Raw genomic sequence first — 21200 nt, forward strand, 5'->3', positions numbered from 1 at the left:
AAGGCGGGCCCGCCCGGCAGCGGGATGGGGGAGGGGCTCAGAAGTCGCCCCCGCCGCCGAAGCCGCCCCCGAAGTCCCCTCCGCCGAAGCCTCCGCCGAAACCGCCTCCGTCTCCGCCGCCGAGGTCCCCGCCGTTCTCGCCGCCGTAGCCCCAGCCGGGCCCGTAGCCGTAGCCCCAGCCGCCCATGCTGCTGCCCAGGACCGTTCCGAAGAGCAGGCCCGGCAGCAGCATCGACCCGTAGCCGCCGTAGTAGCCGCCCATCCACGGGCCGTAGGCCGGGCCCGCGTCCCAGTAGGGCACCCGCTCGCCGGTCGCCGTCGGCACGGTCCGCACCGCCGGGTCCAGGCCGTCGTCGAGCCGGGCGGCGTCGGCCGCGCAGACCGGCACCTCGCGGGGCGAGCCGCCCGGGGGCGCCCACTCCACATCGCGTACCGACGGCCCGTGCCGGGGGTCGAAGAAGCACGGCGGCCGCCGCTGGGGCAACTCCCGCCCCTCCCGCCGGGCGTCCAGCACCGCCAGGGCGAACCGGCCGTCCTCCAGCGCCTCGGACACCGCCCGTACGTCACCGGGGCGGCGGGCGGCGTCGGAGGCGCCCTTGGCCCTCTCGTACGCGTCCAGGGCCCGCCGGTAGTCCTCCAGCATCTCCGGGGTGACACCGGGGGCGGAGGGGGAGAAGTCGAGCCGGTCCAGGGACTCGCCGTAGGAGGTGATGTCCTCCTGGACCGCCGCCCGCACCTGCTCCAGTTCGGCGCGCTCCTCCTCCTGCCGCCGCCTGCGCGAGCGCCGCGTCAGGAACAGGCCGCCGAGCGCGAACACCGCCAGCACGGCCAGGAAGCCCACCAGGACGCCGGTGCCGCCGGTGCCGCCGCTGGTGTCCCGGTCGCCGTAACCGCCCGTGCCGCCGTCGGCGCGCGCGGCCGACTGCACGTCGGTGACGAAGCCGCCGAGGATCCGGTCCGGTTCGCCGGAGTGCTCCCGCAGGTTGCGCTGGGCCAGCTCACTGGCCGTCGAACCGGCCAGCACACCGGCGTCCGAGGCCGCGCCGAACCGCGAGCCCAGTGCGACGGCGTACACGCCGGGGCGTCCCACCTCCGAACGCAGCCGGTCGAAGACGGCGTCGTCCCCGTAGGAGGGATCGTCGGGCAGGACGGCGATGTAGACGGGGACGTCGCCGGCCCGGATCTGCTCGGTGAGGCGGTCGGCCTCGGACGCGGAGAGCTTGTCGGAGGCGGCCGGATCGACGTAGACGGGGTCGTCCCGCAGTGCGGCGGCGACCTCGTCGAGGTCGGTGGCCGCGCGGGCGCCGCCCGCGGGGGTGAGGAGGGCGGTGGCGAGGGCGAGCAGGACGGCCCAGAGCAGAGTCGCCCGCCGCCCCCGGAGTATGTGAGAGATGGGGCGGTTTGTCCTCATGGTGTCCCGCTACCCAGCGGTCGTCCGGTCACCCGGGAACGCCGGGGAAAAGTCCGCGTGGGCGCGTGAGCGGGGCCCGGTGCGCGGGAACACCCCAGAGTGGTTTACGGTTGAACCAGATGCGGGTGCCGACTGGGCGCGAACGCGCCTCTTCCCCCGGGCGCAGCCCTCCGGGCACCCGCCTCCCAACCGGCTCCGGTCGAGTTCTCCCCCGTCTCGACCGGGGCCCTCCCTCCCCGGACGGGCGTTCGGGAACCAGGAGCCGGCCGGAGCGCGGCCGTACGATGGAGGACGCCCCGGCCGCCCGGAGCGGGAGCCCCGCCCGGCCCTCCTCCATCCCCGCACGGATCCCAGCCCAGCACGGAGGCCGCGTTGTCCTCGCTCTCGATCGGAACCGCCCGCCATTTCCACCCCGCGGGGACCCCGGGGGAGGTCTGCCGCGACCACAACCGCGCAGCCCTGGCCACCGTGGTGGCCGCCGAGGCGCACCGCAGGGGATACGGGCCCGGTCTGAGCGACGAGCAGATCGACGAGTGCGCCGAGTCCGCCGGGCGCAAGCCCCCCTCGCCCGCCTCCCGGAAGGCGATCCGGGCGGCCCTCGCGCCGCCGATCACCGCCGAGGACGCACCGGAGACCGTGGCGGCGGCCGTCTTCGACGCGCTGCCCTCGAACCCGGTGCGGGTGATCGGGCGTGACGGCCGGGAGTTCTTCCTGGTGCCGCTCCCGGCCACCGCCTGACGGACAGCGCCCGGCGCTCCCTCGCCCCGTTTCCCGGGAGCGGTCCGGGCGGGCCCGGGTCACTCGGGCCGGCGCTGCGCCTCACCCGGCTCTCTCCAGTCCAGGACCTCACGGGTCTCGCGCAGTATTCGCTCGGCCGCCTCGCGCGTCTCGGTGGGTACGTCCCCCAGCTCCTCCAGCAGACCCTCGTAGATCGGCGGGTGCTCGGTCCGGGTCGCGGTGGTCGCCATGGTGCGGATCCTCTCTCTCGTGTCACGGGTGCCGTGAGCGACCCGTGGTGCGGCCGTTCGCCGCGCCCCAGATCGTTTCACGTGCCGGTCGCGCGCCCGCCGCCGCGCCCGCGATCCGGGCACATCCGCCGCGGGCGCGTCCGGCCGCGGTGCGGCCGCGAGCCAGCGGGCGGCTACCCGTGGCGGCGCCGGTCATGCCCCGGGCCGAGGAGACCTGCGCCACCCGCGGCGGCGGCGATGAGTTCCCCGCACCGCGCCGGTCTCCACACATGCGCGCCCGTACGGCGCCGCGCGAACCGGCACACCCGCGAGAGGAAGGGACGCGAGATGACCGCGATGCCCGATCTGGAACCCCCGGCCCGGCGCATGGCCCTGGTGCTGGAGAGCGTCGCCGACGAGCGGCTCTCCGCGCCGACCCCGTGCGAGGAGAGCACCGTCGGCGACCTGATCCACCATGTGCTCGGCCTGAGCATCGCCTTCCGGGACGCGGCCCGCAAGGATCTGGGGCCCGCCACCCGGACCGATCCCTCCGTCTCCCGGCCCTCGGCCGCGCTACTGCCCGCCGACTGGCGCGACGCCGTACCCCGCGCCCTGGACGGACTCGTCGCGGCATGGCGGGAACCGGCGGCGTGGGAGGGGACCACCCAGGCGGGCGGCGTCACACTGCCGGCCGCGGTGGCCGGGCGTGTCGCCCTGAACGAACTCCTCGTCCACGGCTGGGACATCGCCCGCGCCACCGGCCAGGACTACGACTGCGACGAGGCGAGCCTGCGGGTCTCGGTCGACCTGCTGTCGCAGTCGGCGGACGAGGCGGAGAGGGCGGGGGTGTTCGGCCCCGTCGTCGAGGTCCCCGACGGCTCCCCGCTGCTGGACCGCGCCGTCGGCCTCAGCGGCAGGCGACCCTCGTGGAACCCCGGGGCCGCTTCGGGGCGTCTGGGCTAGCATCGAAAGGCGGCCCACGGGCAGACGGGGCCGCGGGGGAGCGAATCGCGGGAGGGGGCGCAGATGCCGTACGGCAGGATCTCGGGCCGGATGCGCGCCCCCCGTACGGTACGGCGGCATGCCGCCCCCTGGCCGCTCGCCCTCCTGGTCCCACCGGCGCTGATGGCGCTGCTGATGCTCCTGACGGGCCTTCAGCCCGCCCACGGCGGCGGCCTGGCGGAGGCCGTCACCGCCCTCGCCGCCACCGCCGCCGCGAGCACGGCGCTCGCCGTGGCCGCCCTCCTGGCCGCGTGCCGCGCCCGGCCCGCGCCGCCCGCGCGCATCCGCACCGCCCTGCGCGACCGGGAGCGCCGTACCGCCTTCCTGCCGCAGCGCGACCCCGACGCCTCGGGCCGCCCGCGGCCCCGGGCACCCGGCCGTCCCCTCCCGACGGCCGGGTAGGCGCGGGAGGACCCCGGCGGATCCCATGCCGGGACCGCGCCCGCACGGCTCGTCACGCCGACATCCGATCAGTCCGGCACGACGAGGCCCCGGGAGGGCTCAGCCATGTCCGTCATCGTCCATCTTCTCGCGCTGCTGGCCGGCGCGCTCGAACCGGTCTTCGCCACCTTCGCGACCGCCGCCGCGATCGTGGTGGCCACCGTGTGCGTACGCACCCTGCTCCACCCCCTGGCCCGGGCCGGGGCACGGGCGGAGAAGGCCCGCGCCCGCCTCGCCCCGCAGACCGCCGAACTCGGAAAGCGGCACGCCGCCGACCCCGAGCGGCTGCGGCGCGCCCTGCTGGAACTGCACGCCCGTGAGGGGGTCTCTCCCGCGGCGGGCTGCCTGCCCACGCTGGCGCAGCTGCCCGTCTTCTTCGTGATGTACCGGCTGTTCACGGCTGAGCGGGTGGGCGGCGAGCCCAACAGACTGCTGGAGGACCGGCTGGGAGCGGCCCCGCTGGGCGGGGTCTACGCCGACGCGCTCGCGGACGGCGGGGTCCTCGGCCCGCAGGGGCTGGTGTACCTCGGCCTGTTCGCGGTGATCGCCGCCGTGGCGGCCTGGACCTGCCGACGGGCGCGCGCGGCGGCGCACCGGGCGGAGCTGCCCGGGGCGCCGGGCCTGGCGAGGCTCCTGCCGCTGCTCTCGTTCGGCACCCTGGTGACCGCCGCGTTCGTCCCGCTGGCCGCCGGGATCTACCTGGCCACGACCACGGCGTGGACGGCGGCGGAGCGGGCGTTGCTGCACCGCGAACGCGGCGCGGTCACGCCGTGCCGGACAGCCCCTCGCGCTGGAGGATGCCCCGGGCCCGGTCGGCGTGCCCGCCGCGCACGATGACGTCGTAGCGGGCGGCGGCCAGGGACCGGGTGGAGGAGAAGTCGCGCCTCCCGCCGGTCGCGGTGTGGCCGACGAACCCGAAGGCCGCCCCCCACAGCGCGCCGATGAGGATGCCGCCGAGGATCAGCCCGAGCCAGGCCCCGCCGGTGGTGAACAGCCCCACCAGCAGACCGATGAAGAGGCCGAACCAGGCGCCGCTGGCGGCCCCCACGGCGGCCGCCCGGCCCTTGGTCATCCGCCCGGTGACATGCTCGACCAGGCGCAGATCGGAACCGACGATGTCGATGTGCTCGACGGGGAACCTCTCGTCGGAGAGGCGGTCCACGGCGGCCTGGGCCTCCTCGTAGGAGGAGTAGCCGGCCACCGTGTTCCAGGCGTCGCTGACCGGGTTCACGGGGTTCGGTTCGATGCTGGCCATCTCGCACTCTCCTTGTCGGGATGTCCGTCATGGCCCGCCTTCCCCGGCGGCCGCCCCTTCATGGGCGCCGGGGAAGGTGAAAGGCCGCCCGCGGGCGTCAGACGGTGAGCAGCACGCCCGCGTAGGAGACCCCGGCGACGACCACCCACGAACAGGCACCGAGCACGGCCAGCCGCACGCCGGTGCGCGCCAGGGTGGGCAGGTGGACGGCGCTGCCCAGACCGACGAGCGCGGCGGCCAGGACGAACTCCCGGACCGCGGCGGCGGCCTCCAGCGCGCCGGCCGGGACGGCCCCGGTGGTGCGCAGGGCCACCGCAGCCAGGAACCCGGCCACGAACAGCGGAACCAGCGCAGGGCGCCTGCCGCCTGGCCCCCCGCCACCGGGGGCCCGGCCGTCCCGGCCCTCCCGGCCGCGCCGGACCGCCGAGACGGCCACCGCCGCTACCAGCGGAGCCAGCAGCAGCACCCGCATCAGCTTCACCAGCACCGCCTCGCCCAGCGCCGCCTCGCCCGCGGTCTGGGCGGCCGCCACCACCTGGCCCACGTCGTGCACACCGGCGCCGACCCAGCGCCCGAACCGGACACTGTCCAGGCCGAGGGGATGCTGCAGCAGCGGCAGGACGAGGATGGCCAGCGTGCCGCACAGGGTCACCAGCGCCACGGAGGCGGCCGTGTCCCGCTCGTCGCTGCCGCGCGCCTCGCCGACCGCGCCGATCGCGGACGCCCCGCAGATCGAGTAGCCGGTGGCCACCAGCAGCGGCTGGTCCCCGCGCAGGCCGAGCCGGCGGCCCAGCCACAGGGTGCCGGAGAAGGTCGCGGTCACCACCGCCAGCACCATGCCGACGGTCGCCCAGCCCAGCCCCAGTACGTCGCCCAGGCTCAGCTCCAGCCCCAGCAGCACCACACCGGCGCGCATCAGCCGCTTCCCGGCCAGGGAGAGTCCGGGGCGGCCGGCGCCGGAGGCGAACCGGCCCGTCCCCGGCAGGTGTGCGGCGGCGACGCCGAGCACGACCGCCGCGGTCAGCATCGGCACGCCCGGCAGCAGCCGGTGCACGGCCCAGGCCAGCGCCGTGCCGACCGCGGCGAGGGCGAGACCGGGCAGCGGGCCCGGCGCGTCCCGGTGCGGGGAGCCCGGCCCGGCCGGACGCACCGCGGGGCGCTCGCCGCCGCCGTGCTCGCCGGTGTGCCGCCGCGGACGCTGCCCGAGCAGCGCCATCAGCGGTCGGCGGGGAGATCGTAGACCCGGCGGACGCTGCTGCCCAGCCGGGAGACGTCGGCTCCGTAGACATGGATGGAAACGGCCTTGTCCGAGCCGCCGTTCCAGACCCGGTGGATGTCGCCGGGGGGCGCGAAACCGGACACCGAGCCCTGTGGGTTCACCACGTCCTCGGTGGCGATCAGCCGTGCCCGGCCATCGGGGGAGTCGGCGGGCAGCAGCCGGTAGCGGCGCTCGTGCTCCTCGCCCCGGTGGACACCGGTGACGCACCAGGAGACGTGGTCGTGCACGGAGGTGCGCTGGCCCGGCAGCCAGACGAGGGCCACGAGCGAGAAACTGCCGTCGGCCTCGGCGTGCAGCAGGTGCTGGCGGTAGCGCTCGGGGTCGCCCTCGCACTGCCCGGGGGTGAGCAGGCCGGGGGCGCCCAGGTGGGGCGCCAGCTTCTCGCCGACCAGATACGCGGTCGGGTCCGGCGGCAGGCCCCGTCCAACGGCCGCGCGGATGTCCGCGACGAGGGCGGCGAGGCGGTCGGTCGTCCGCGGGCCGGCGGTGCGGGCGGCGGCCGGGCGGGCGGCGGTGTGTGCTGTGGAGGAGAGCGAAGCGGCCATGTCCGCAGCGTCGCGCCGATCTCCCATCACGTCCAACGAGGGTTTCTTCGCGGTTACCGAAACTCTGCTTATGGATGAGCGCGTGGGGGCGGCCCGGGGCGGGGGAGGGGCCGCCAGGCGGCCGGCCTCAGCAGCCGGTGCGGTTCGCGGCCACCGTCCGCAACTCCTGGAGCACCAGCGCGGTGGCCGGTATCCGCAGGTGTTCGCGGAGCACGTACGCCGAAACCTGTCGCCGGGCGGCCGGGTCCAGGGCGCGTCCGGTGACCTTCCGGTGGACCAGGAAGGACAGCACCAGCCCCGGCATCATGGCGATGCCCAGCCCCTCGGCGACCAGGCTCTGCACCACCAGGTTGTCGTCGGTGGTGAAGACGATGTCGGGGGCGAAGCCCAGTTCGGCGCACTCGTGCAGGAAGTTGGTGCGGCACCGCAGGCACCCGGCGATCCATCGCTCGTCCGCCAGCTCCGCCAGCCGTACCGCCCGCCGCCGCGCCATCGGATGCCCGGTGGGCAGCAGTACGGTGAGCTGGTCCTCCAGCAGCGGTATCTCCACCAGCTCCCCGGGCACCTGCTCGCGCAGCCCGGGGTAGGTGAAGGCCAGGGTGATGTCGCACTCACCGCGCACCACGCGGTCCAGCGACTCCGGCGGCTCGCTCTCCTGGAGCTCGACGCGCACCCCGGGGTGGTCGGCGGCCAGCCGCGCCAGCGCCTCCGGCACCAGGGTGGCCCCGGCGCTGGGGAACGCGCACACCCGCACCCGTCCCGCGCGCAGCCTGGTCAGCGCCGTCATCTGCCGCTGGGCGGCCTCCATGCTGCCCAGGATCACGCCGGCGTGCCGGGACAGGGCCTCGCCCGCCTCGGTGAGCCGCATCCGTCGGCCGGCCCGCAGGAAGAGCGGAGTGCCCACGGTCCGCTCCAGCGCCTTCATCTGCTGGGTGATCGCGGGCTGTGTGTACCCCAGGGAGCGGGCCGCCGCCGAGTACGAACCGGTGCGGACCACCTCGTGGAAGGTCCTGATGTGCCGCGAATCGAACATGCCGGAACGATAAACGGATTTTAGAGGTGGCGAGAGACCGTTACGAGCCTTCGACGGAGCGTGTGCGGCCCGCCGTGCACCGCGAGGCCGCCCGCGAGGACGCCGGCTAAGGGCGCTCGCCGAGCACCGTCATGGTCCGGCCGATCAGGCCGGGCACGTCCGCGTCCCGCACTCCCTCCATCAGCCAGTCGCCCAGCCGCACGGAGTTCTCCACGACCATGCGCACCCGCGGCATGCGGCGCTCCCGGTAGGCGGCCAGCGTTCTCTCGTCCCAGTCGGCGCCGCCGGTGAGCAGCTCGGCGAGGACGAGGGCGTCCTCCAGGGACATCGCCGCCCCCTGGGCGAGGGTGGGCGGGCAGGCATGGGCCGCGTCCCCGGCCAGTACGACCCGGCCGCGGTGCCACGGCCCCTCGACCAGAAGCCGGTGGAACCAGGTGTAGTTGACCGCACGGTCCTCCGTGATGGAGGCGCGGATCTCCTCCCAGGCGCCGCCGTAGCCCGAGGCCAGGGCGCGCATCCCGGCGGCGTACGAGGACGTGGACAGCTCGGCCCGCTCCCGCGCGGGTTCGACCAGATAGGCGTAGAGGGTGTCCTCGCCGGTGGGGCAGTAGCCCGCGATGTAGGCGGGGCCGCCGTAGGCCAGGTCGGTGCGCTCCACGCTCCGCGGACGGGGCGCGGTGACACGCCAGATGCCCATCCCGGTGGGCTCGGGCCGGTCCTCGATCCCGATCATCGCGCGGGTGGGGGAGCCCAGCCCGTCGGCGGCCACCACCAGGTCGTAGCGCCCGGCGGTGCCGTCGGTGAGGCGGACGTCCACCCCGTCGCCGTCCTGCTCCAGGGACTCCACCGCGCAGCCGAGCCGGACGCGGACCCCGGCCGCGCGTACGGCGCCGGTCAGGACCCGCTGGAGGTCGGGGCGGCGTATGCCGACAGTGGCGGGGAGTCCGGGGCCGCCGGTGCGGATGTCCTCGGCGACGTGCAGCACGGTGCCGTCGGGCGCGATCAGCCCGAGGGTGTCGAAACCGAAGCCCTCCCGGCCGACCTCCTCCCACACGCCCACCTCGCGCAGCACCCGCAGGGCGTTGCCCTGGAGGGTGATGCCGGAGCCCTGGACGCTCCAGTCGGAGGAGACCTCGGCCAGATCGACTCCCACGCCTGCGCGGCGCAGCAGGACTGCCAGGGCGTTGCCGCAGATCCCGCCTCCGACGACGAGAACGGTACGGGCCGGGGACATGGGTTCCTTTCGGGGAAGGGCGCGCCGGGAGCGCGCGCCGGGCGTCGGGGCGCGCCGGCGAGCGGACGAGGGGGACGGGGACGGACGGGAGGGACGGCGGCCCTCGCCGCCGGTCAGCCGGCCGGCTCGCGGACCGGCGCGGACCGGGCCATCAGCAGGTCGATCAGGGCCACCAGCAGATCGCGGCCGGCCTCCGGCCGCCGTACGTCCCCCATCAGCAGCGGGACGCCCGGGTCGAGGTCGAGGGCGTCGCGCACCTCCTGCTCGGTGCGGTCGCAGCGGCCGTGGAAGCAGTTGACGCCCACCACGAAGGGGATACCCCGGCTCTCGAAGAAGTCGATGGAGGCGAAGCTGACCTCCAGCCGCCGGGTGTCGACCAGGACGACCGCGCCCAGGGCGCCGTTGACCAGGTCGTTCCACATGAACCAGAAGCGTTCCTGGCCCGGGGTGCCGAAGAGGTAGACCACCAGTTCCGGGTTGACGGTGATCCGGCCGAAGTCGAGCGCCACCGTGGTGGTGTTCTTCTTCGCCAGGCCGCCGGTGTCGTCCACCCCGACGCTGGCCTCGGTCAGGTACTCCTCGGTGCGCAGGGGGGCCACCTCGCTGACCGCCCCCACCATCGTGGTCTTGCCCACTCCGAAACCCCCGGCGACGAGGATCTTGACGGCCAGGGGGCCCGTCGTAGCGTCAGAGTCTGTGGAGCCCATCCCTCACCGCCTGAAGAGTTTCAACGTCAAGTCCACCACTTCTCCCGTCCGCCAGGGGCGGACGGATCGTCACCGCGCCGAGCTCCACGAGATCGCCGATCAGGATCTTCGTCACCGACACGGGCAGGTACAGCTCAGCGGCGATCTCCGCCACCGCGGCCGGCTCGCGGCACTGCTCGACGATGGCCCGGTGCTCCGGCTCCAGCCGCCGCCCGGCGGGCCGCCCCTCCTCGGGACCGACCGTCGTCACCACCGTGATCAGGGTGAGGTCGTCGCGCTGCGGGGCGGCGCGGCCGCGGGTGATGGTGTACGGCCGGACCAGTGAGTCCTCTTCCTCGCCGTCGGACTCCAGGCTGTCCGTCCAGTGGTTCACCCACGTCCACCCCCGCCGGCGGCCGAGGCGTCGGACCGGGTCTCGGTGCCGAGCTTCTGGCCGACCTGCTGGACGAGGGTGTGCATGGCCACGGCCATCACCTCCGCGTCCACGTCCTGGGAGGCGACGACGGCCAGATGGGTGCCCTTGCCGGCCGCGGTGATGAACAGCCACAGATTGGCCAGCTCCACGATGACCTGCTGCACCGGACCGCCGTCGAACAGTTCGTCGACACCGCGGGCCAGGCTCTGCTGGCCGGTGGCCACGGCCGCCAGCCGCTCGGCGGCGGTGCGCTCGATGGTGCCCGACTGGCTTATCACCAGCCCGTCGTCCGACAGGACGATGGCGTGCCGGGTGCCCGGCACCTGCTCGACCAGACCGTCCAGCAGCCAGTCCAGGTCTTGGTTGGTGGCGGTGGTTCGCTGTGTCATGTTCGGTCTTCCGTCTTGGGTCGGCTCTGACCCGGCGTGCTGCCGCCGGTCGTGGAGGGGGCGTCGGGGTCGGCGGCCTGCTGCCTGGCGATGCGGGACTGCCGCTGGAAGGCGCCGATGGCCGCGCCGGAACGGGCGGGCTCCGGGCGCAGGGTGAGTGTGTCCTCGTCCGGGGCGGGAGCCTTCCGGACGGCCGGATTGCGCAGCTCGGGGGCGAGGCTGGCCCGGCGGACCCGTTTGGGCAGCGGCTTGTCCGCCGCGTCGCCGGGGTGCTCCGCGGCCGTCTCCGCGTCGCTGTCCGCGTCACCGGCCGTGCCGGTGCCGTCGTGCCGGTCCTCCCCGGCACTTCCGCTCTCCCCGGCGGTGCCGGTGCCCCGGGTGGTGCCGGCGCTCGGGTCCTCCCCGGCGGACGGCGGGTCCGCCGGGGCGGGGACGACCGCGGACATCGCCCGGCCGCGGGAGCGCACGGGCAGCGGCGCGGGTGGCCCGTCGTCGGACGGCTCGCTCCGCCGGCCGACGGCGCTTCCGCTCACGGCCGAGGCCTCCCGGCGCGCGGAGGTGCCTCGGGAGGCGTCGTCGGCGGGCCTGTCCGCGACGAGTTCCTCGGGGATGTGGACGATCACCCGGGTGCCGCCGAACACCGACGGCCGGAACTCGACTCCCAGGCCCAGGCCGGAGGCGAGCCGCGCGACCACGTACAGGCCCAGCCGGACGTCGTCGGCACGGGAGAGCATGTCGGCGCGGGGCGGGTCGGCGATGAGCCGGTTGACCCGCTCGTACTCCTCCGGCTCCATGCCCAGGCCGCGGTCCTCGATCTCCACGACCAGACCCCGCCCGACCATGCCGGCCCGTACCTCCACCGGGGTGGGCGGCTTGGAGAACGCGGCGGCGTTCTCCATCAGCTCGGCCAGCACGTGCACCACTGGTCCCACGGCGCGGCCGGTCAGCCAGGGCCGGCCCTCGACCTCGACCTGGATGCGGCGGTAGTCCTGCACCTCGCCCAGCGCGGCGCGCAGCACGTCCAGCACCTTCACCGGCTTGCGCCAGCGCCGCTGCGGCTGGCCGCCGCCGAGGATGACCAGATTCTCCTCGTAGCGGCGCAGACGGGCCGTCAGATGGTCCAGGTCGAACAGGCCCTCCAGTACCTCCGGGTCCTCGTGGCGGCGCTCCATCTCGTCGAGCTTCTTCATCTGGAGACCGATGAGCAGCTGGGTGCGGCGGGCGATGCGCTGGAGCAGGCGTTCGAAGCCGCGGTGCTGCTCGACCTCCCGTACGGCGGTCTCGACGGCGCTGCGGCCCGCGAGGTTGAGCGCCTGGCCCAGCCGGCCCAGCTCGTCGTTCTCGTGGCCGACCCGGGGCACCTCGGCCTCGGTGTCGACCGTCTCGCCGCGGCGCAGCCGCTCGACGACGTCCGGCAGCTTCCCCTCCAGCTCCAGAGCCTCCTGGCGCAGGGAGGTGATACGCCGTCGCAGGGCGCTCGCGATCCGCAGGCTGAGCGCGACGATCAGGAGGACCCCCACCAGGCTGATGGCGGCGACGACCGTCATACGGCGCTCCAGGGCCGCCAGCGACTCGTCACCGACCTGGTTGATGTCGATGGTCCGGTTCATGATCAGCTTCTGGAACTGCGGGGTGAGCGCGTCCACCGACCTGCGCCACTCGGCCTCGGAGTCGGGCAGGGGGATACCGGGTTCGCCCTCGTGGGAGTGCGCTCCCAGCAGCACCCGCTCCGTCTCGGTCTTGTCCAGCCAGTGGCTGTTGGTGGTCATCTGGCGGTAGAGCAGGAGGTCCTCGTGCGGCAGGTGGGGCGCGATCCGGCTCTCCAACAGGAACTGCTGGGCGCCGATCCACTCGGTGAGGTTGGAGTGCTCACTGTCGGTGAGCCGGCCGGAGTCCCAGCCGCGGGCGAGCAGGGCGTCCTCGCGGGAGAGCATCTCCTTGGCCCAGAACAGGTCGATCAGGACCCTGGCGCGGGCCGTCACCTCGCTGTCCTCCGAGCGGCTCAGGGTCTCGAACAGGCGCAGGTCGACGGCGATCAGTTCGGTGAAGTAGCGGAAGACATCGGCCTGGCTCGCCACCCCGTTGTCCACGCTCTGGCGGATGCGGTCGATGCGGAGCATGTCCGAGCGGGTCAGCTCGACGATCTCGCGCAGGTCCTCGGGCGCGTTGGAGGCGTCGACGCCGGACAGGGAGCGGAAGGAGCTCAGGGCCTCGTCCGTCCGGGCACGCTGCTCGCGCAGGGCGGTGCGGGTCGGACCGTCGGGCCCGGCCAGCAGCTCGGCGCTCAGGCGCCGCTCCTCCTGGAGGTTGAAGTAGACGGCGTTGGCCGGAGTGCCGGCGCGGGCGGCGAGGGTCTTCTCGTCTTTCTGGACCTCCCACTCCTGCGCCCACTGGCCGGTGCTCACACCCCACAGGGTGACCATGGCGAGGCTGGGCACGACGGCCAGGACCAGCAGGGCCGCCCGGATCGACTTCGGGCGCAGTGAACTCAGACGGAACGTTCTGCTCGTCGGCCGGCCCTGCCGTCTCGGCACACGGGTGCGCAGTGCCATCTCTCCCCAGCAGTGGTTCACGGTGACGGGTCGCCGCTGGTGGGAGCGGCGAAGGACGGAGCGATGTTAGTCATACGCAGTGTCAAAAGAAAACAGGTGAGGGCGTACTCCGCATCGCCTGACAGCGTGTCCGGCCGGGCTCCCGTCCCCGCCCCGCCGCGGTCCGCGGGCGGCGGCGCCGGGCAAATAGTTGAAAATTGGATGATGGTGCGGGGCGGTGGCGGGCGGCCGACTCCGGGCGGCGGGGCCACCGCGGCCGTTCACACCCCCGGGCGCGGGTGGCCGGGGTTCTCCGTCGCGAATCCGGGTGGCCCCGCGCCGGTGGCGTACGGCCACCCGGATTCGCGCGCCGACGGGGATCAGCGGCCGCGCAGCCGCTCCGTCTCGCGCCGCTCCCGCTTGGTCGGGCGGCCGGCGCCGCGGTCGCGCCGGGCCACCGGGGCGGCGTACTCACGCGGGGGCGGGGGCGGGCTGTTGTCGACGAAGCACTCCGCCGCGACCGCGGCGCCGACCCGCTTGCGCACCAGGCGTGTGACGACGACGATCCGGTCGCGGCCCAGGTGGCGCAGTCGCACCTCGTCACCGGGGCGCACCGGATGGGAGGGTTTCACCCGGTCGCCGTTGATGCGGACATGGCCTCCGCGGCAGGCGGCGGCGGCCGTCGAACGTGTCTTGGTGAGCCGGACGGACCAGATCCAGCTGTCGATCCGCACGCTCCCCTCGTCTGCAGCCATGTCCACGACTCTAGAGGAGCGCGCCGCCCGGCGGGGGCCGGACCGGCCCCTTCGCCCTTCGCCTCAGCAACGACGGCCTCCGCGGGGTGCGCGGGGCGTGCGGGTGCCGCGGAAAACCCGGGTGGGAGGTCTTGACGGGCGGCGCTGACGGGAGGAAGGTCTGGCAGCGAGCATGGGAGCGCTCCCATCAAATGGTGGGCCGTGCCACGGGAGAGCGCTCCGTCGGATCGTCCACGTCAGGAGCCGGAAACGTGCAGAGACGCAGAAGAGGCACCGTCGCAGCCGCAGCGGCGGCCGCCGCGCTGGCGCTGGTCGCCGGGGCCGGGGCGGCCGGAGCCGCCGACCGGGCCGAAGAGGGGGCGCGGAAGGGGGAGCGGGGCGGGGAGCGCCTGTACGTACCGCCCGCCAATCCCGATGCGTACACGCAGATCAGGGAGCTGGTGGAGGCGCGCGAGTACCGGGACGCCGCCGGTGTCGCGAAGATGGTGACCACCCCTCAGGCGGTCTGGCTCAACGGCAACGGGAACGACAGCCGTATCCGGCAGGAGGTGGCCCGCATCGTGCGGGACGCCGCACGCAAGCGCGCCCTGCCGGTGCTGGCCCTCTACAACGTCCCCGGGCGCGACTGCTCGCAGTACTCGGCGGGCGGCGCGGCGAACACCGCCGAGTACAAGGCCTGGATCGACGAGGTCGCCAGGGGCATCGGCGGCAAGAGGGCGCTGGTCGTCCTGGAGCCGGACTCCCTGGCCCTGCTGCCCTCCGACTGCGGCCAGGACGACGACGAGGGGACCCTGACCGCCGCCCGCTACGCGGAGATCGGCTACGCCGTCGAGACCCTCTCGGCCCGGCCCGGCACCACCGTCTACCTCGACGCCGGCCACAGCGGCTGGCACAGCGTGAGATCCATCGTGCCCCGGCTGGTCGAGGCCGGTATCGGGCGGACCGCCGGCTTCTACCTCAACGCGTCCAACTACCGGGCCGACGACGAACTGGCCTGGTACGGCAAGCTGGTCTCCGGCTGCGTGGAGTACGTCCAGGGCGGCGGCGACCCGGCGGCCTGCCCCGACCAGTGGTCGGACCGCAACGACGCCCGGGCCTGGCTGGAGGAGAACGTCACCGCCGACCCGTCCGACCAGCCCCACTTCGTCACCGACACCAGCCGCAACGGCAAGGGGCCGTGGACCGCGCCGGCGGACCTCTACCCGGACCCGCAGGACTGGTGCAACCCGCCGGACCGCGGCCTGGGCGCGCGGCCGACCACCCGCACCGGCGACCCGCTGCACGACGCCCGCCTGTGGATCAAGATCCCCGGCGAGTCGGACGGCCTGTGCCTGCGCGGCACCGAGGGGCCCGAGGACCCCGCGCGCGGCATGGTCGATCCGGCGGCCGGCCGGTGGTTCCCGCAGCAGGCGCTGGAACTGGTGCGCAACGCGGAGCCGCCGCTGCGCCCCTGAACCGCGACCACCCGCCCGGACGCTCCCCGCGCCTGGAGCCCCGGTCGGGAACCCCGGCCCGGCGGCGCGATGAGGGCGCGCCGCCGGACCGGTTCCGCGTCCGGCCCCGGTGTCTCCTCCGCCGGGGCCGGACGTCCGGCCCGGTGGCCGCCGGCCGGGGCCGGAAAGCCCCCCACAGGCCGCACGACCGGAGCGCGGCCCCACCGGAAGGACGGCACCGCGATGAGACGACGGACGACGAGAGGAACCCCTGAGCGCAGGGGAGGACGGACACCGGCCCGCGCCGCGCTGCGCGGCCGGCTCCGGCGGCTGACCGCGGGAGCGGCGGTGAGCCTGATGGTGGCCTGCAGCCTGAACGGCACCCCCGCCGCGGCGTCGGCCGATGCGCCGCCCGCCTACGAGGACCCGGCCCTGCCGGTGGACGACCGTGTCGAGGATTTGTTGTCCCGCATGTCCCTCGACGACAAGATCGGCCAGATGACCCAGGTCGACCGCGGCGCCCTGGAGGCGCGGCCGGGCGACCTGGCGGCCTACCGCATCGGTTCCGTCCTGTCCGGCGGCGGTTCCGCACCCACACCCAACACCTCCCGGGCCTGGGCGGAGATGTACGACTCCTTCCAGCGCACCGCCCTGTCCACTCCGCTGGGCATCCCCATGATCTACGGCGTGGACGCCGTCCACGGACACAACAACGTACGGGGCGCGACGATCTTCCCCCACAACATCGGGCTCGGGGCCGCCCGTGACCCCGCCCTGGTGGAGCGGATCGGGCGGGCCACCGCCGAGGAGGTCTCCGGCACCGGCATCGACTGGACCTTCGCACCCTGCCTGTGCGTGGCCCGCGACGACCGCTGGGGGCGCACCTACGAGTCCTTCGGCGAGACGCCCGAACTGCCCGGCGCGATGACGACGCTGATCGACGGCCTCCAGGGCGCCTCGCTCGACGCTCCCGGTTCGGTCCTGGCCACCGCCAAGCACTACATCGGCGACGGCGGCACCACCGGCGGCGACGACCAGGGGAACACCGAGCTGAGCGAGGCCGAGCTGCGCGCGGTCCATCTGCCGCCGTTCCGCGAGGCGGTGGAGCGGGGCGTGGGCTCGGTGATGGTCTCCTACAGCAGCTGGAACGGCGCGAAGCTGCACGGCCACCGCTACCTGATCACCGACGTCCTCAAGGGCGAACTGGGCTTCACCGGCTTCGTGGTGTCCGACTGGGCGGGCGTCGACCAGCTCGACGGCAGGGAGGGCTTCACCGCCTCCGAGGTCCGCGACGCGGTGAACGCCGGGATCGACATGGTGATGGTGCCCCACGACTACCGCGGGTTCATCGAACTGCTGCGCGGCGAGGTGCGGGCCGGACGGGTGCCGATGGAGCGCATCGACGACGCCAACCGCCGCATCCTGGCCAAGAAGTTCGAGCTGGGTCTGTTCGAGAACCCCTACACCGACCGCTCCTACACCTCCACCATCGGCTCCGCCGCCCACCGGGAACTCGCCCGGGAGGCGGTGCGCAAGTCCCAGGTGCTGCTGAAGAACTCCGGCGGACTGCTGCCGCTGGCCGATTCGGCGAAGGTCTTCGTGGCGGGGAAGAACGCCGACGACATCGGTAACCAGAGCGGCGGCTGGACCATCACCTGGCAGGGTTCCGGCGGCGACATCACACCGGGCACCACCATCGTGGAGGGCATGCGGGCCGCGGCCTCGGACCCCTCGAAGGTCGTCTACGACCGCCACGGCAACGGCATCGACGGCTCCTACGACGTGGCCGTGGCCGTCGTCGGGGAGGAGCCGTACGCGGAGATGGAGGGCGACCGGCCCGGCCCGATGGGCCTGGACGAGGAGGATCTGGCCACCCTCTCGCGACTGAGGGCCTCCGGTGTGCCGGTCGTGGTCGTGCTCGTCTCCGGCCGCCCGCTGGACATCGCGGGACAGCTCGACGGCTGGGACGCGCTGCTCGCCTCCTGGCTGCCGGGCACCGAGGGAGCGGGGGTGGCCGACGTGCTCTACGGCGACCACGCGCCGACGGGGAGGCTCCCGGTGACCTGGATGCGGTCCGTGAGCCAGCAGCCGGTCAACGACGGCGACGGCAAGGACGCGCTGTTCCCCTACGGGTACGGGCTCACCTACACCGACACCGGCCCGGAGGAGCCGGAGGAGCCGGAGGAGCCGGAGGAGCCCGGCGACCCGGATAACCCCGGGCAGGCACCGTGCACCGCCGACTACCGGGTCGTCAACCAGTGGCCGGGCGGCTTCCAGGCCGAGGTGACGGTGCGCAACAACGGCTCCGCCCCCGTCGACGGCTGGCAGGTGCGCTGGACGGCGCAGGACGGATTCACGCTCGGCAGCGTCTGGAACGCCAGGCTCACCCGCTCCGGCGACACCGTGATCGCCACCGGCGCGGACTGGAACGCGCGGCTGGCCCCCGACGGCTCGGCGACGTTCGGCTTCACCGCCACCGGCTCCCCGGCCGTACCGGACACCGTCTGCGCCGGTTCCTGACACGGCCGTCCCCACCGGTCCGGCTCGGCTCCGGCCCGAACCCGCCGTCACGGGGCTCGGGCCGGAGCCGCCGGCCGGGTGTTTCCTCCCCTTCGGCCCGGGTACCGGGGCCGGGTCAGCGAAGAAGGGACGAGGTGACCATGCGGTACGACACCTTCCTCGGACAGGTACAGGCACGCGCCCGGCTGGACAACCCCGGCGCGGCCGAGACCGCCACCCGGGCCAGCCTGGAGACCCTCGCGGAACGCGTCCCGGCCACGGTCGCGGAGAAGCTGGCCGCTCAGCTTCCGCGCGAGATCGGCGAGCATCTGCGCAGGGTCGCCTACGCGCCCGACGAACCGGTCTCGGGCATGCGGATGAGTAGCCAGGAGTTCTTCGACCGCGTGGCGCAGCGCGCCTCGGCCGACCGCCCCAAGGCGATGCACGAGGCCCGCTGCGTGATCGAGGTGGTCGACGAGGCCACCGGCGGGGCGTGCTCGGCGAAGATCCGCCCCTCCCTGGACGACGAACTCGCCAGGGTGCTTTTCTCGGGCAGCTCGGGGCACACGTGAGCAGGGACGGTGCGGGGCACCGGCCCGGCGCACCGGCACCCGCCGCAGCGCCCGCGCGACGACCACTGAGACGGTGACCGTGTTCGTCTTCTTCTCCAACCGCACCGGGTGCCTGGGCTCCCTGCTGGTCAGTCTGGCCGGCACGGCCCTGCTGCTCCTGCTGCTCTACAGCTGCCAGGGGCGCTGAGCGCCCGAGCGAGGCGGCGGGGCGGGGTGCTCCGGGCCCGGGCCGAGGCCCTCGTGCGGCCGCCGGCGCCCTTATGCGGCCCCCGGCGACGGCAGCGGCTCGCCGCACCGCTCGCAGACGCCCGGGCCCGCCCGCTCGTTCAACCGTCCGCACGCGGGGCAGACCCGGTCCAGCATGCACGGCCCCTCGCCGCCCTCGTCCCCGCCGGGGGCGGTGCGCCCGGCGGAGGGCGGGCGCACCCCGACGGTCATACCGGGCCGCCGGCGGTGGACGGTCAGGTAGACCAGGCCCTCCGGGCCCGCCCGCAGGGCCCGCCGTGAGGTGCGCGGCAGCCACACCAGGGCCTTGGGCGAGAGCGCCAGGCTTCCGCCGGAGCCGTCCTCCATCTCCCCGCCGCCGGCGACCACCAGCAGCAGCACGTCCAGATCGTTCTCGGCGTGCTCGCCGACGGACGCCCCCGGCGGCAGACGTACCAGATTCGCGTCGAGCTGCCGCCCGGACTCGGCCAGCCGCCACAGCGCCCCGCCCTCGCCGGGGGCCGCCCGCGCGATGCGGTCGTCGAGGTCGGCCAGGACGCGGGGGGTCTCGTCGGGGGACACCGGCACCTCCGGGAAGGGGCGTGGACGGGCGCCCCGATCCTACGGCGGCCCGCCCGGCAGCCCCGGCCCCGCCCGGCGCACGGCGCTAGGCTTGCCCCGAGATGAGACGCAGACGCCCCGTGCCGCCCTCCCCCCTGCCGCAGCGCCACGGGATCGACCCCGTCCGCCTCAGGCTGTCCGGGGAAGGCCGCTGGGAGACGGTCCGCGACCACCTGGTCGACCGGCTGCCCGCGGTGGAACCGGCCCTGATCGACGCCATGCTGGAGGGGGGAGAGGTCTGGGGCACGGACGGTCCGGTGGACCCCGGCGCCCCGTACCGGCCGGGGGCCTACCTGTGGTTCCACCGGGAGCTGCCCGAGGAGGTTCCGGTGCCGTACGCGGTGGAGGTGCTGTACCGCGACGACGTCCTGGTCGTCGCGGACAAGCCGCACTTCCTGGCCACCACACCGCGCGGCCGGCACGTCACCGAGACCGCGCTGGCCCGGCTCCGCCGCGACCTGGGGCTGCCCCGGCTCAGCCCGGCGCACCGGCTGGACCGGCTCACCGCGGGCGTGGTGATGTTCACCGTCCGTCCCGAGCACCGCGCCGCCTACCAGGGCCTCTTCCAGGACCGGCGGGTGCGCAAGGAGTACGAGGCAGTGGCCCCCCACGACCCGGGCCTGGAGCTGCCGCGCACGGTGCGCAGCAGGATCGTCAAGGAACGCGGGGTCATCGCCGCGCGGGAGGTGCCGGGGGAGCCCGACAGCGTCAGCCGCGTCGAGCTGACCGGGCACCGCGGCGGACTCGGCCGCTACCGGCTGGTGCCGCTGACCGGCCGCACCCACCAGCTGCGTCTGCACATGAGTTCCCTGGGCGTGCCCATACTGGGCGACCCGGTCTATCCGACGGTCACCGACCCCGCCCCGGACGACTTCGGTCGCCCTCTCCAGCTGCTGGCCAGATCACTGGAGTTCACCGACCCGATCACCGGCCGCGTGCGCCGCTTCACCAGCCGCCGCACGCTGTCCGCCTGGGACTCCCACCGGGAGTGGGCCGCCGGCGGCGGAGCCCGGGGGACGGACGGCGCACATCCGTCCGGGTGATCGCACGCCCCGCGACGGGGGAGTTCCGGCAGCGGCCGGGAAGACGGTCCCGGAAGGCGAACCGGCGGAAAGCGGAGAGGGGCTGCGGATGAGCGGCGACGGAACGGGAAGGGCTGTGCTCTTCGACGTGGACGGCACTCTGGTGGACACCACCTACCTGCACACCGTGGCCTGGTGGGAGGCGCTGCGGCAGGCGGGCCGCCGGGTGCCGATGTCGGTGATCCACCGGACCATCGGCATGGGCAGCGACCAACTCCTTGCCCGGTTCCTCGGAGAGGACCACGATCCGGACGAAGCCGCCACCGTCAGCGCCGCCCACCACACCCTGTACGCCGAGTACTGGCCGAGGCTGGCCCCACTGGACAGAGCCGCCGAACTGCTGAGGGCCTGCGCCGACCGCGGCTGGACGGTCGTTCTGGCCAGCTCCGCGCGCGGCGACGAACTGGAGGCGATGCGGCGCGCGGTGGGCGCGGACGAGGCGGTGACCGCCGCCACCAGCTCCGACGACGTGGAGGCCAGCAAACCCGCGCCCGACCTGGTGCGCTCCGCGCTCGACCACGCGCGGGTCGCCCCGGACCGGGCCGTCTTCGTCGGTGACACCGTGTGGGACGTGGCGGCGTGCGAACGGGCGGGGGTGCCCTGCGTGGGCGTGCTCTCGGGCGGCATCACCCGGCGGGAGCTGGAGGAGGCGGGTGCGGCGGAGGTCTACGAGAACCCCGCGGACCTGCTGGCCCACCTCGACACCAGCCTGCTCGCCCGCCGCTCCCGCGAGGGCTGAGCCCCGCCGGATTCCCGCTCCCCGGCTTCCGGTCTTCCGGGGAAGGCCGCCGGAGGTTCCCCGCAGCCCGGTAAGGGCACCCGTCCGCCACTGCCCGGTGCCCTGT

22 protein-coding genes are annotated in these 21200 nt (G+C 74.6%); 9 read left to right on the forward strand and 13 right to left on the reverse strand.

The features are described 5' to 3' along the window. Positions 1 to 37: 37 nt before the first annotated feature. Positions 38 to 1411, reverse strand: coding sequence for a hypothetical protein (locus ACW69E_RS20855; protein ID WP_457499798.1), 1374 nt, complete (start codon positions 1409 to 1411; stop codon positions 38 to 40). A gap of 372 nt (positions 1412 to 1783) precedes the next feature. Here ACW69E_RS20855 and ACW69E_RS20860 point away from each other — a divergent pair, with 372 nt between their 5' ends. Then, positions 1784 to 2149, forward strand: a complete 366-nt coding sequence (locus ACW69E_RS20860; protein WP_457499799.1) for a hypothetical protein — start codon at positions 1784 to 1786, stop codon at positions 2147 to 2149. A gap of 59 nt (positions 2150 to 2208) precedes the next feature. Here ACW69E_RS20860 and ACW69E_RS20865 read toward each other — a convergent pair whose 3' ends face one another. Next, positions 2209 to 2379, reverse strand: coding sequence for a hypothetical protein (locus ACW69E_RS20865; protein WP_177213962.1), 171 nt, complete (start codon positions 2377 to 2379; stop codon positions 2209 to 2211). Between the two features lie 327 nt (positions 2380 to 2706). Here ACW69E_RS20865 and ACW69E_RS20870 point away from each other — a divergent pair, with 327 nt between their 5' ends. From ACW69E_RS20870 to yidC, 3 genes are all read left to right on the forward strand, one after another. Continuing rightward, positions 2707 to 3321, forward strand: coding sequence for a TIGR03086 family metal-binding protein (locus ACW69E_RS20870; RefSeq protein ID WP_457499800.1), 615 nt, complete (start codon positions 2707 to 2709; stop codon positions 3319 to 3321). A gap of 162 nt (positions 3322 to 3483) precedes the next feature. Then, complete coding sequence (locus tag ACW69E_RS20875; protein ID WP_457499888.1) at positions 3484 to 3762, forward strand: DUF6412 domain-containing protein; 279 nt, start codon at positions 3484 to 3486, stop codon at positions 3760 to 3762. 105 nt (positions 3763 to 3867) lie between these two features. Beyond that, on the forward strand, positions 3868 to 4638 hold the full coding sequence (gene yidC, locus ACW69E_RS20880) for a membrane protein insertase YidC (RefSeq protein ID WP_457499801.1): 771 nt from the start codon (positions 3868 to 3870) through the stop codon (positions 4636 to 4638). Here yidC and ACW69E_RS20885 read toward each other — a convergent pair. From ACW69E_RS20885 to ACW69E_RS20930, 10 genes are all read right to left on the reverse strand, one after another. After that, the gene (locus ACW69E_RS20885; protein WP_457499802.1) at positions 4565 to 5056 is read right to left on the reverse strand and encodes a general stress protein; all 492 of its coding nucleotides are present in this window, start codon (positions 5054 to 5056) and stop codon (positions 4565 to 4567) included. The two genes, yidC and ACW69E_RS20885, sit on opposite strands and share 74 nt — an antisense overlap. A gap of 97 nt (positions 5057 to 5153) precedes the next feature. After that, a complete protein-coding gene (locus ACW69E_RS20890; protein ID WP_457499803.1) occupies positions 5154 to 6272 on the reverse strand; it encodes a YeiH family protein in 1119 nt (372 codons plus the stop codon). Continuing rightward, positions 6272 to 6880, reverse strand: a complete 609-nt coding sequence (locus tag ACW69E_RS20895; RefSeq protein WP_457499804.1) for a cysteine dioxygenase — start codon at positions 6878 to 6880, stop codon at positions 6272 to 6274. Before ACW69E_RS20895 ends, ACW69E_RS20890 begins: the two co-directional genes overlap by 1 nt. Positions 6881 to 7007: 127 nt before the next feature. After that, positions 7008 to 7913, reverse strand: a complete 906-nt coding sequence (locus ACW69E_RS20900) for a LysR family transcriptional regulator (protein ID WP_457499805.1) — start codon at positions 7911 to 7913, stop codon at positions 7008 to 7010. Positions 7914 to 8019: 106 nt separating this feature from the next. After that, on the reverse strand, positions 8020 to 9147 hold the full coding sequence (locus ACW69E_RS20905; protein ID WP_457499806.1) for an FAD-dependent oxidoreductase: 1128 nt from the start codon (positions 9145 to 9147) through the stop codon (positions 8020 to 8022). A 113-nt stretch (positions 9148 to 9260) separates the two neighbouring features. Beyond that, positions 9261 to 9854, reverse strand: coding sequence for a GTP-binding protein (locus ACW69E_RS20910; protein ID WP_457499807.1), 594 nt, complete (start codon positions 9852 to 9854; stop codon positions 9261 to 9263). Then, entirely contained in the window at positions 9835 to 10227 is a 393-nt protein-coding gene (locus tag ACW69E_RS20915; RefSeq protein WP_457499808.1) for a DUF742 domain-containing protein, read from the reverse strand. The genes ACW69E_RS20910 and ACW69E_RS20915 overlap by 20 nt, the downstream gene beginning before the upstream one ends. Further along, a complete protein-coding gene (locus ACW69E_RS20920) occupies positions 10224 to 10658 on the reverse strand; it encodes a roadblock/LC7 domain-containing protein (protein WP_457499809.1) in 435 nt (144 codons plus the stop codon). The genes ACW69E_RS20915 and ACW69E_RS20920 overlap by 4 nt, the downstream gene beginning before the upstream one ends. Next, a complete protein-coding gene (locus ACW69E_RS20925) occupies positions 10655 to 13210 on the reverse strand; it encodes a nitrate- and nitrite sensing domain-containing protein (protein ID WP_457499810.1) in 2556 nt (851 codons plus the stop codon). The genes ACW69E_RS20920 and ACW69E_RS20925 overlap by 4 nt, the downstream gene beginning before the upstream one ends. 359 nt (positions 13211 to 13569) lie before the next feature. After that, positions 13570 to 13944, reverse strand: coding sequence for an RNA-binding S4 domain-containing protein (locus ACW69E_RS20930; RefSeq protein WP_279949889.1), 375 nt, complete (start codon positions 13942 to 13944; stop codon positions 13570 to 13572). A 251-nt stretch (positions 13945 to 14195) separates the two neighbouring features. Between ACW69E_RS20930 and ACW69E_RS20935 the strand changes: the two genes are divergently transcribed. From ACW69E_RS20935 to ACW69E_RS20945, 3 genes are all read left to right on the forward strand, one after another. Further along, positions 14196 to 15398 carry a glycoside hydrolase family 6 protein gene (locus ACW69E_RS20935; protein ID WP_457499811.1) on the forward strand — a complete coding sequence of 401 codons (1203 nt, stop codon included), beginning with the start codon at positions 14196 to 14198 and terminating at the stop codon, positions 15396 to 15398. 222 nt (positions 15399 to 15620) lie between these two features. Beyond that, entirely contained in the window at positions 15621 to 17897 is a 2277-nt protein-coding gene (locus ACW69E_RS20940; protein ID WP_457499812.1) for a glycoside hydrolase family 3 N-terminal domain-containing protein, read from the forward strand. Between the two features lie 140 nt (positions 17898 to 18037). Beyond that, on the forward strand, positions 18038 to 18448 hold the full coding sequence (locus tag ACW69E_RS20945) for a DUF2267 domain-containing protein (RefSeq protein ID WP_394637870.1): 411 nt from the start codon (positions 18038 to 18040) through the stop codon (positions 18446 to 18448). 258 nt (positions 18449 to 18706) lie between these two features. Here ACW69E_RS20945 and ACW69E_RS20950 read toward each other — a convergent pair whose 3' ends face one another. Next, on the reverse strand, positions 18707 to 19234 hold the full coding sequence (locus ACW69E_RS20950) for a cupin domain-containing protein (protein WP_457499813.1): 528 nt from the start codon (positions 19232 to 19234) through the stop codon (positions 18707 to 18709). Between the two features lie 101 nt (positions 19235 to 19335). Between ACW69E_RS20950 and ACW69E_RS20955 the strand changes: the two genes are divergently transcribed. Together ACW69E_RS20955 and ACW69E_RS20960 are read left to right on the forward strand one after the other, a co-directional pair. Further along, a complete protein-coding gene (locus ACW69E_RS20955) occupies positions 19336 to 20316 on the forward strand; it encodes an RluA family pseudouridine synthase (protein ID WP_457499814.1) in 981 nt (326 codons plus the stop codon). A gap of 88 nt (positions 20317 to 20404) precedes the next feature. Next, the gene (locus ACW69E_RS20960) at positions 20405 to 21094 is read left to right on the forward strand and encodes an HAD family hydrolase (protein ID WP_457499815.1); all 690 of its coding nucleotides are present in this window, start codon (positions 20405 to 20407) and stop codon (positions 21092 to 21094) included. Positions 21095 to 21200: the final 106 nt, after the last annotated feature.

The sequence above is a fragment of the Streptomyces sp. SS8 genome, assembly GCF_054072955.1.

Bases quoted from the DNA above. Each gene is read 5' to 3' on its own strand.
- ACW69E_RS20855 (WP_457499798.1), bottom strand. From the start codon at position 1,411: ATGAGGACAAACCGCCCCATCTCTCACATACTCCGGGGGCGGCGGGCG.
- ACW69E_RS20865 (WP_177213962.1), bottom strand. From the start codon at position 2,379: ATGGCGACCACCGCGACCCGGACCGAGCACCCGCCGATCTACGAGGGT.
- ACW69E_RS20870 (WP_457499800.1), top strand. From the start codon at position 2,707: ATGACCGCGATGCCCGATCTGGAACCCCCGGCCCGGCGCATGGCCCTG.
- ACW69E_RS20875 (WP_457499888.1), top strand. From the start codon at position 3,484: ATGGCGCTGCTGATGCTCCTGACGGGCCTTCAGCCCGCCCACGGCGGC.
- yidC (WP_457499801.1), top strand. From the start codon at position 3,868: ATGTCCGTCATCGTCCATCTTCTCGCGCTGCTGGCCGGCGCGCTCGAA.
- ACW69E_RS20885 (WP_457499802.1), bottom strand. From the start codon at position 5,056: ATGGCCAGCATCGAACCGAACCCCGTGAACCCGGTCAGCGACGCCTGG.
- ACW69E_RS20890 (WP_457499803.1), bottom strand. From the start codon at position 6,272: ATGGCGCTGCTCGGGCAGCGTCCGCGGCGGCACACCGGCGAGCACGGC.
- ACW69E_RS20895 (WP_457499804.1), bottom strand. From the start codon at position 6,880: ATGGCCGCTTCGCTCTCCTCCACAGCACACACCGCCGCCCGCCCGGCC.
- ACW69E_RS20900 (WP_457499805.1), bottom strand. From the start codon at position 7,913: ATGTTCGATTCGCGGCACATCAGGACCTTCCACGAGGTGGTCCGCACC.
- ACW69E_RS20905 (WP_457499806.1), bottom strand. From the start codon at position 9,147: ATGTCCCCGGCCCGTACCGTTCTCGTCGTCGGAGGCGGGATCTGCGGC.
- ACW69E_RS20910 (WP_457499807.1), bottom strand. From the start codon at position 9,854: ATGGGCTCCACAGACTCTGACGCTACGACGGGCCCCCTGGCCGTCAAG.
- ACW69E_RS20920 (WP_457499809.1), bottom strand. From the start codon at position 10,658: ATGACACAGCGAACCACCGCCACCAACCAAGACCTGGACTGGCTGCTG.
- ACW69E_RS20925 (WP_457499810.1), bottom strand. From the start codon at position 13,210: ATGGCACTGCGCACCCGTGTGCCGAGACGGCAGGGCCGGCCGACGAGC.
- ACW69E_RS20930 (WP_279949889.1), bottom strand. From the start codon at position 13,944: ATGGCTGCAGACGAGGGGAGCGTGCGGATCGACAGCTGGATCTGGTCC.
- ACW69E_RS20940 (WP_457499812.1), top strand. From the start codon at position 15,621: ATGAGACGACGGACGACGAGAGGAACCCCTGAGCGCAGGGGAGGACGG.
- ACW69E_RS20945 (WP_394637870.1), top strand. From the start codon at position 18,038: ATGCGGTACGACACCTTCCTCGGACAGGTACAGGCACGCGCCCGGCTG.
- ACW69E_RS20955 (WP_457499814.1), top strand. From the start codon at position 19,336: ATGAGACGCAGACGCCCCGTGCCGCCCTCCCCCCTGCCGCAGCGCCAC.
- ACW69E_RS20960 (WP_457499815.1), top strand. From the start codon at position 20,405: ATGAGCGGCGACGGAACGGGAAGGGCTGTGCTCTTCGACGTGGACGGC.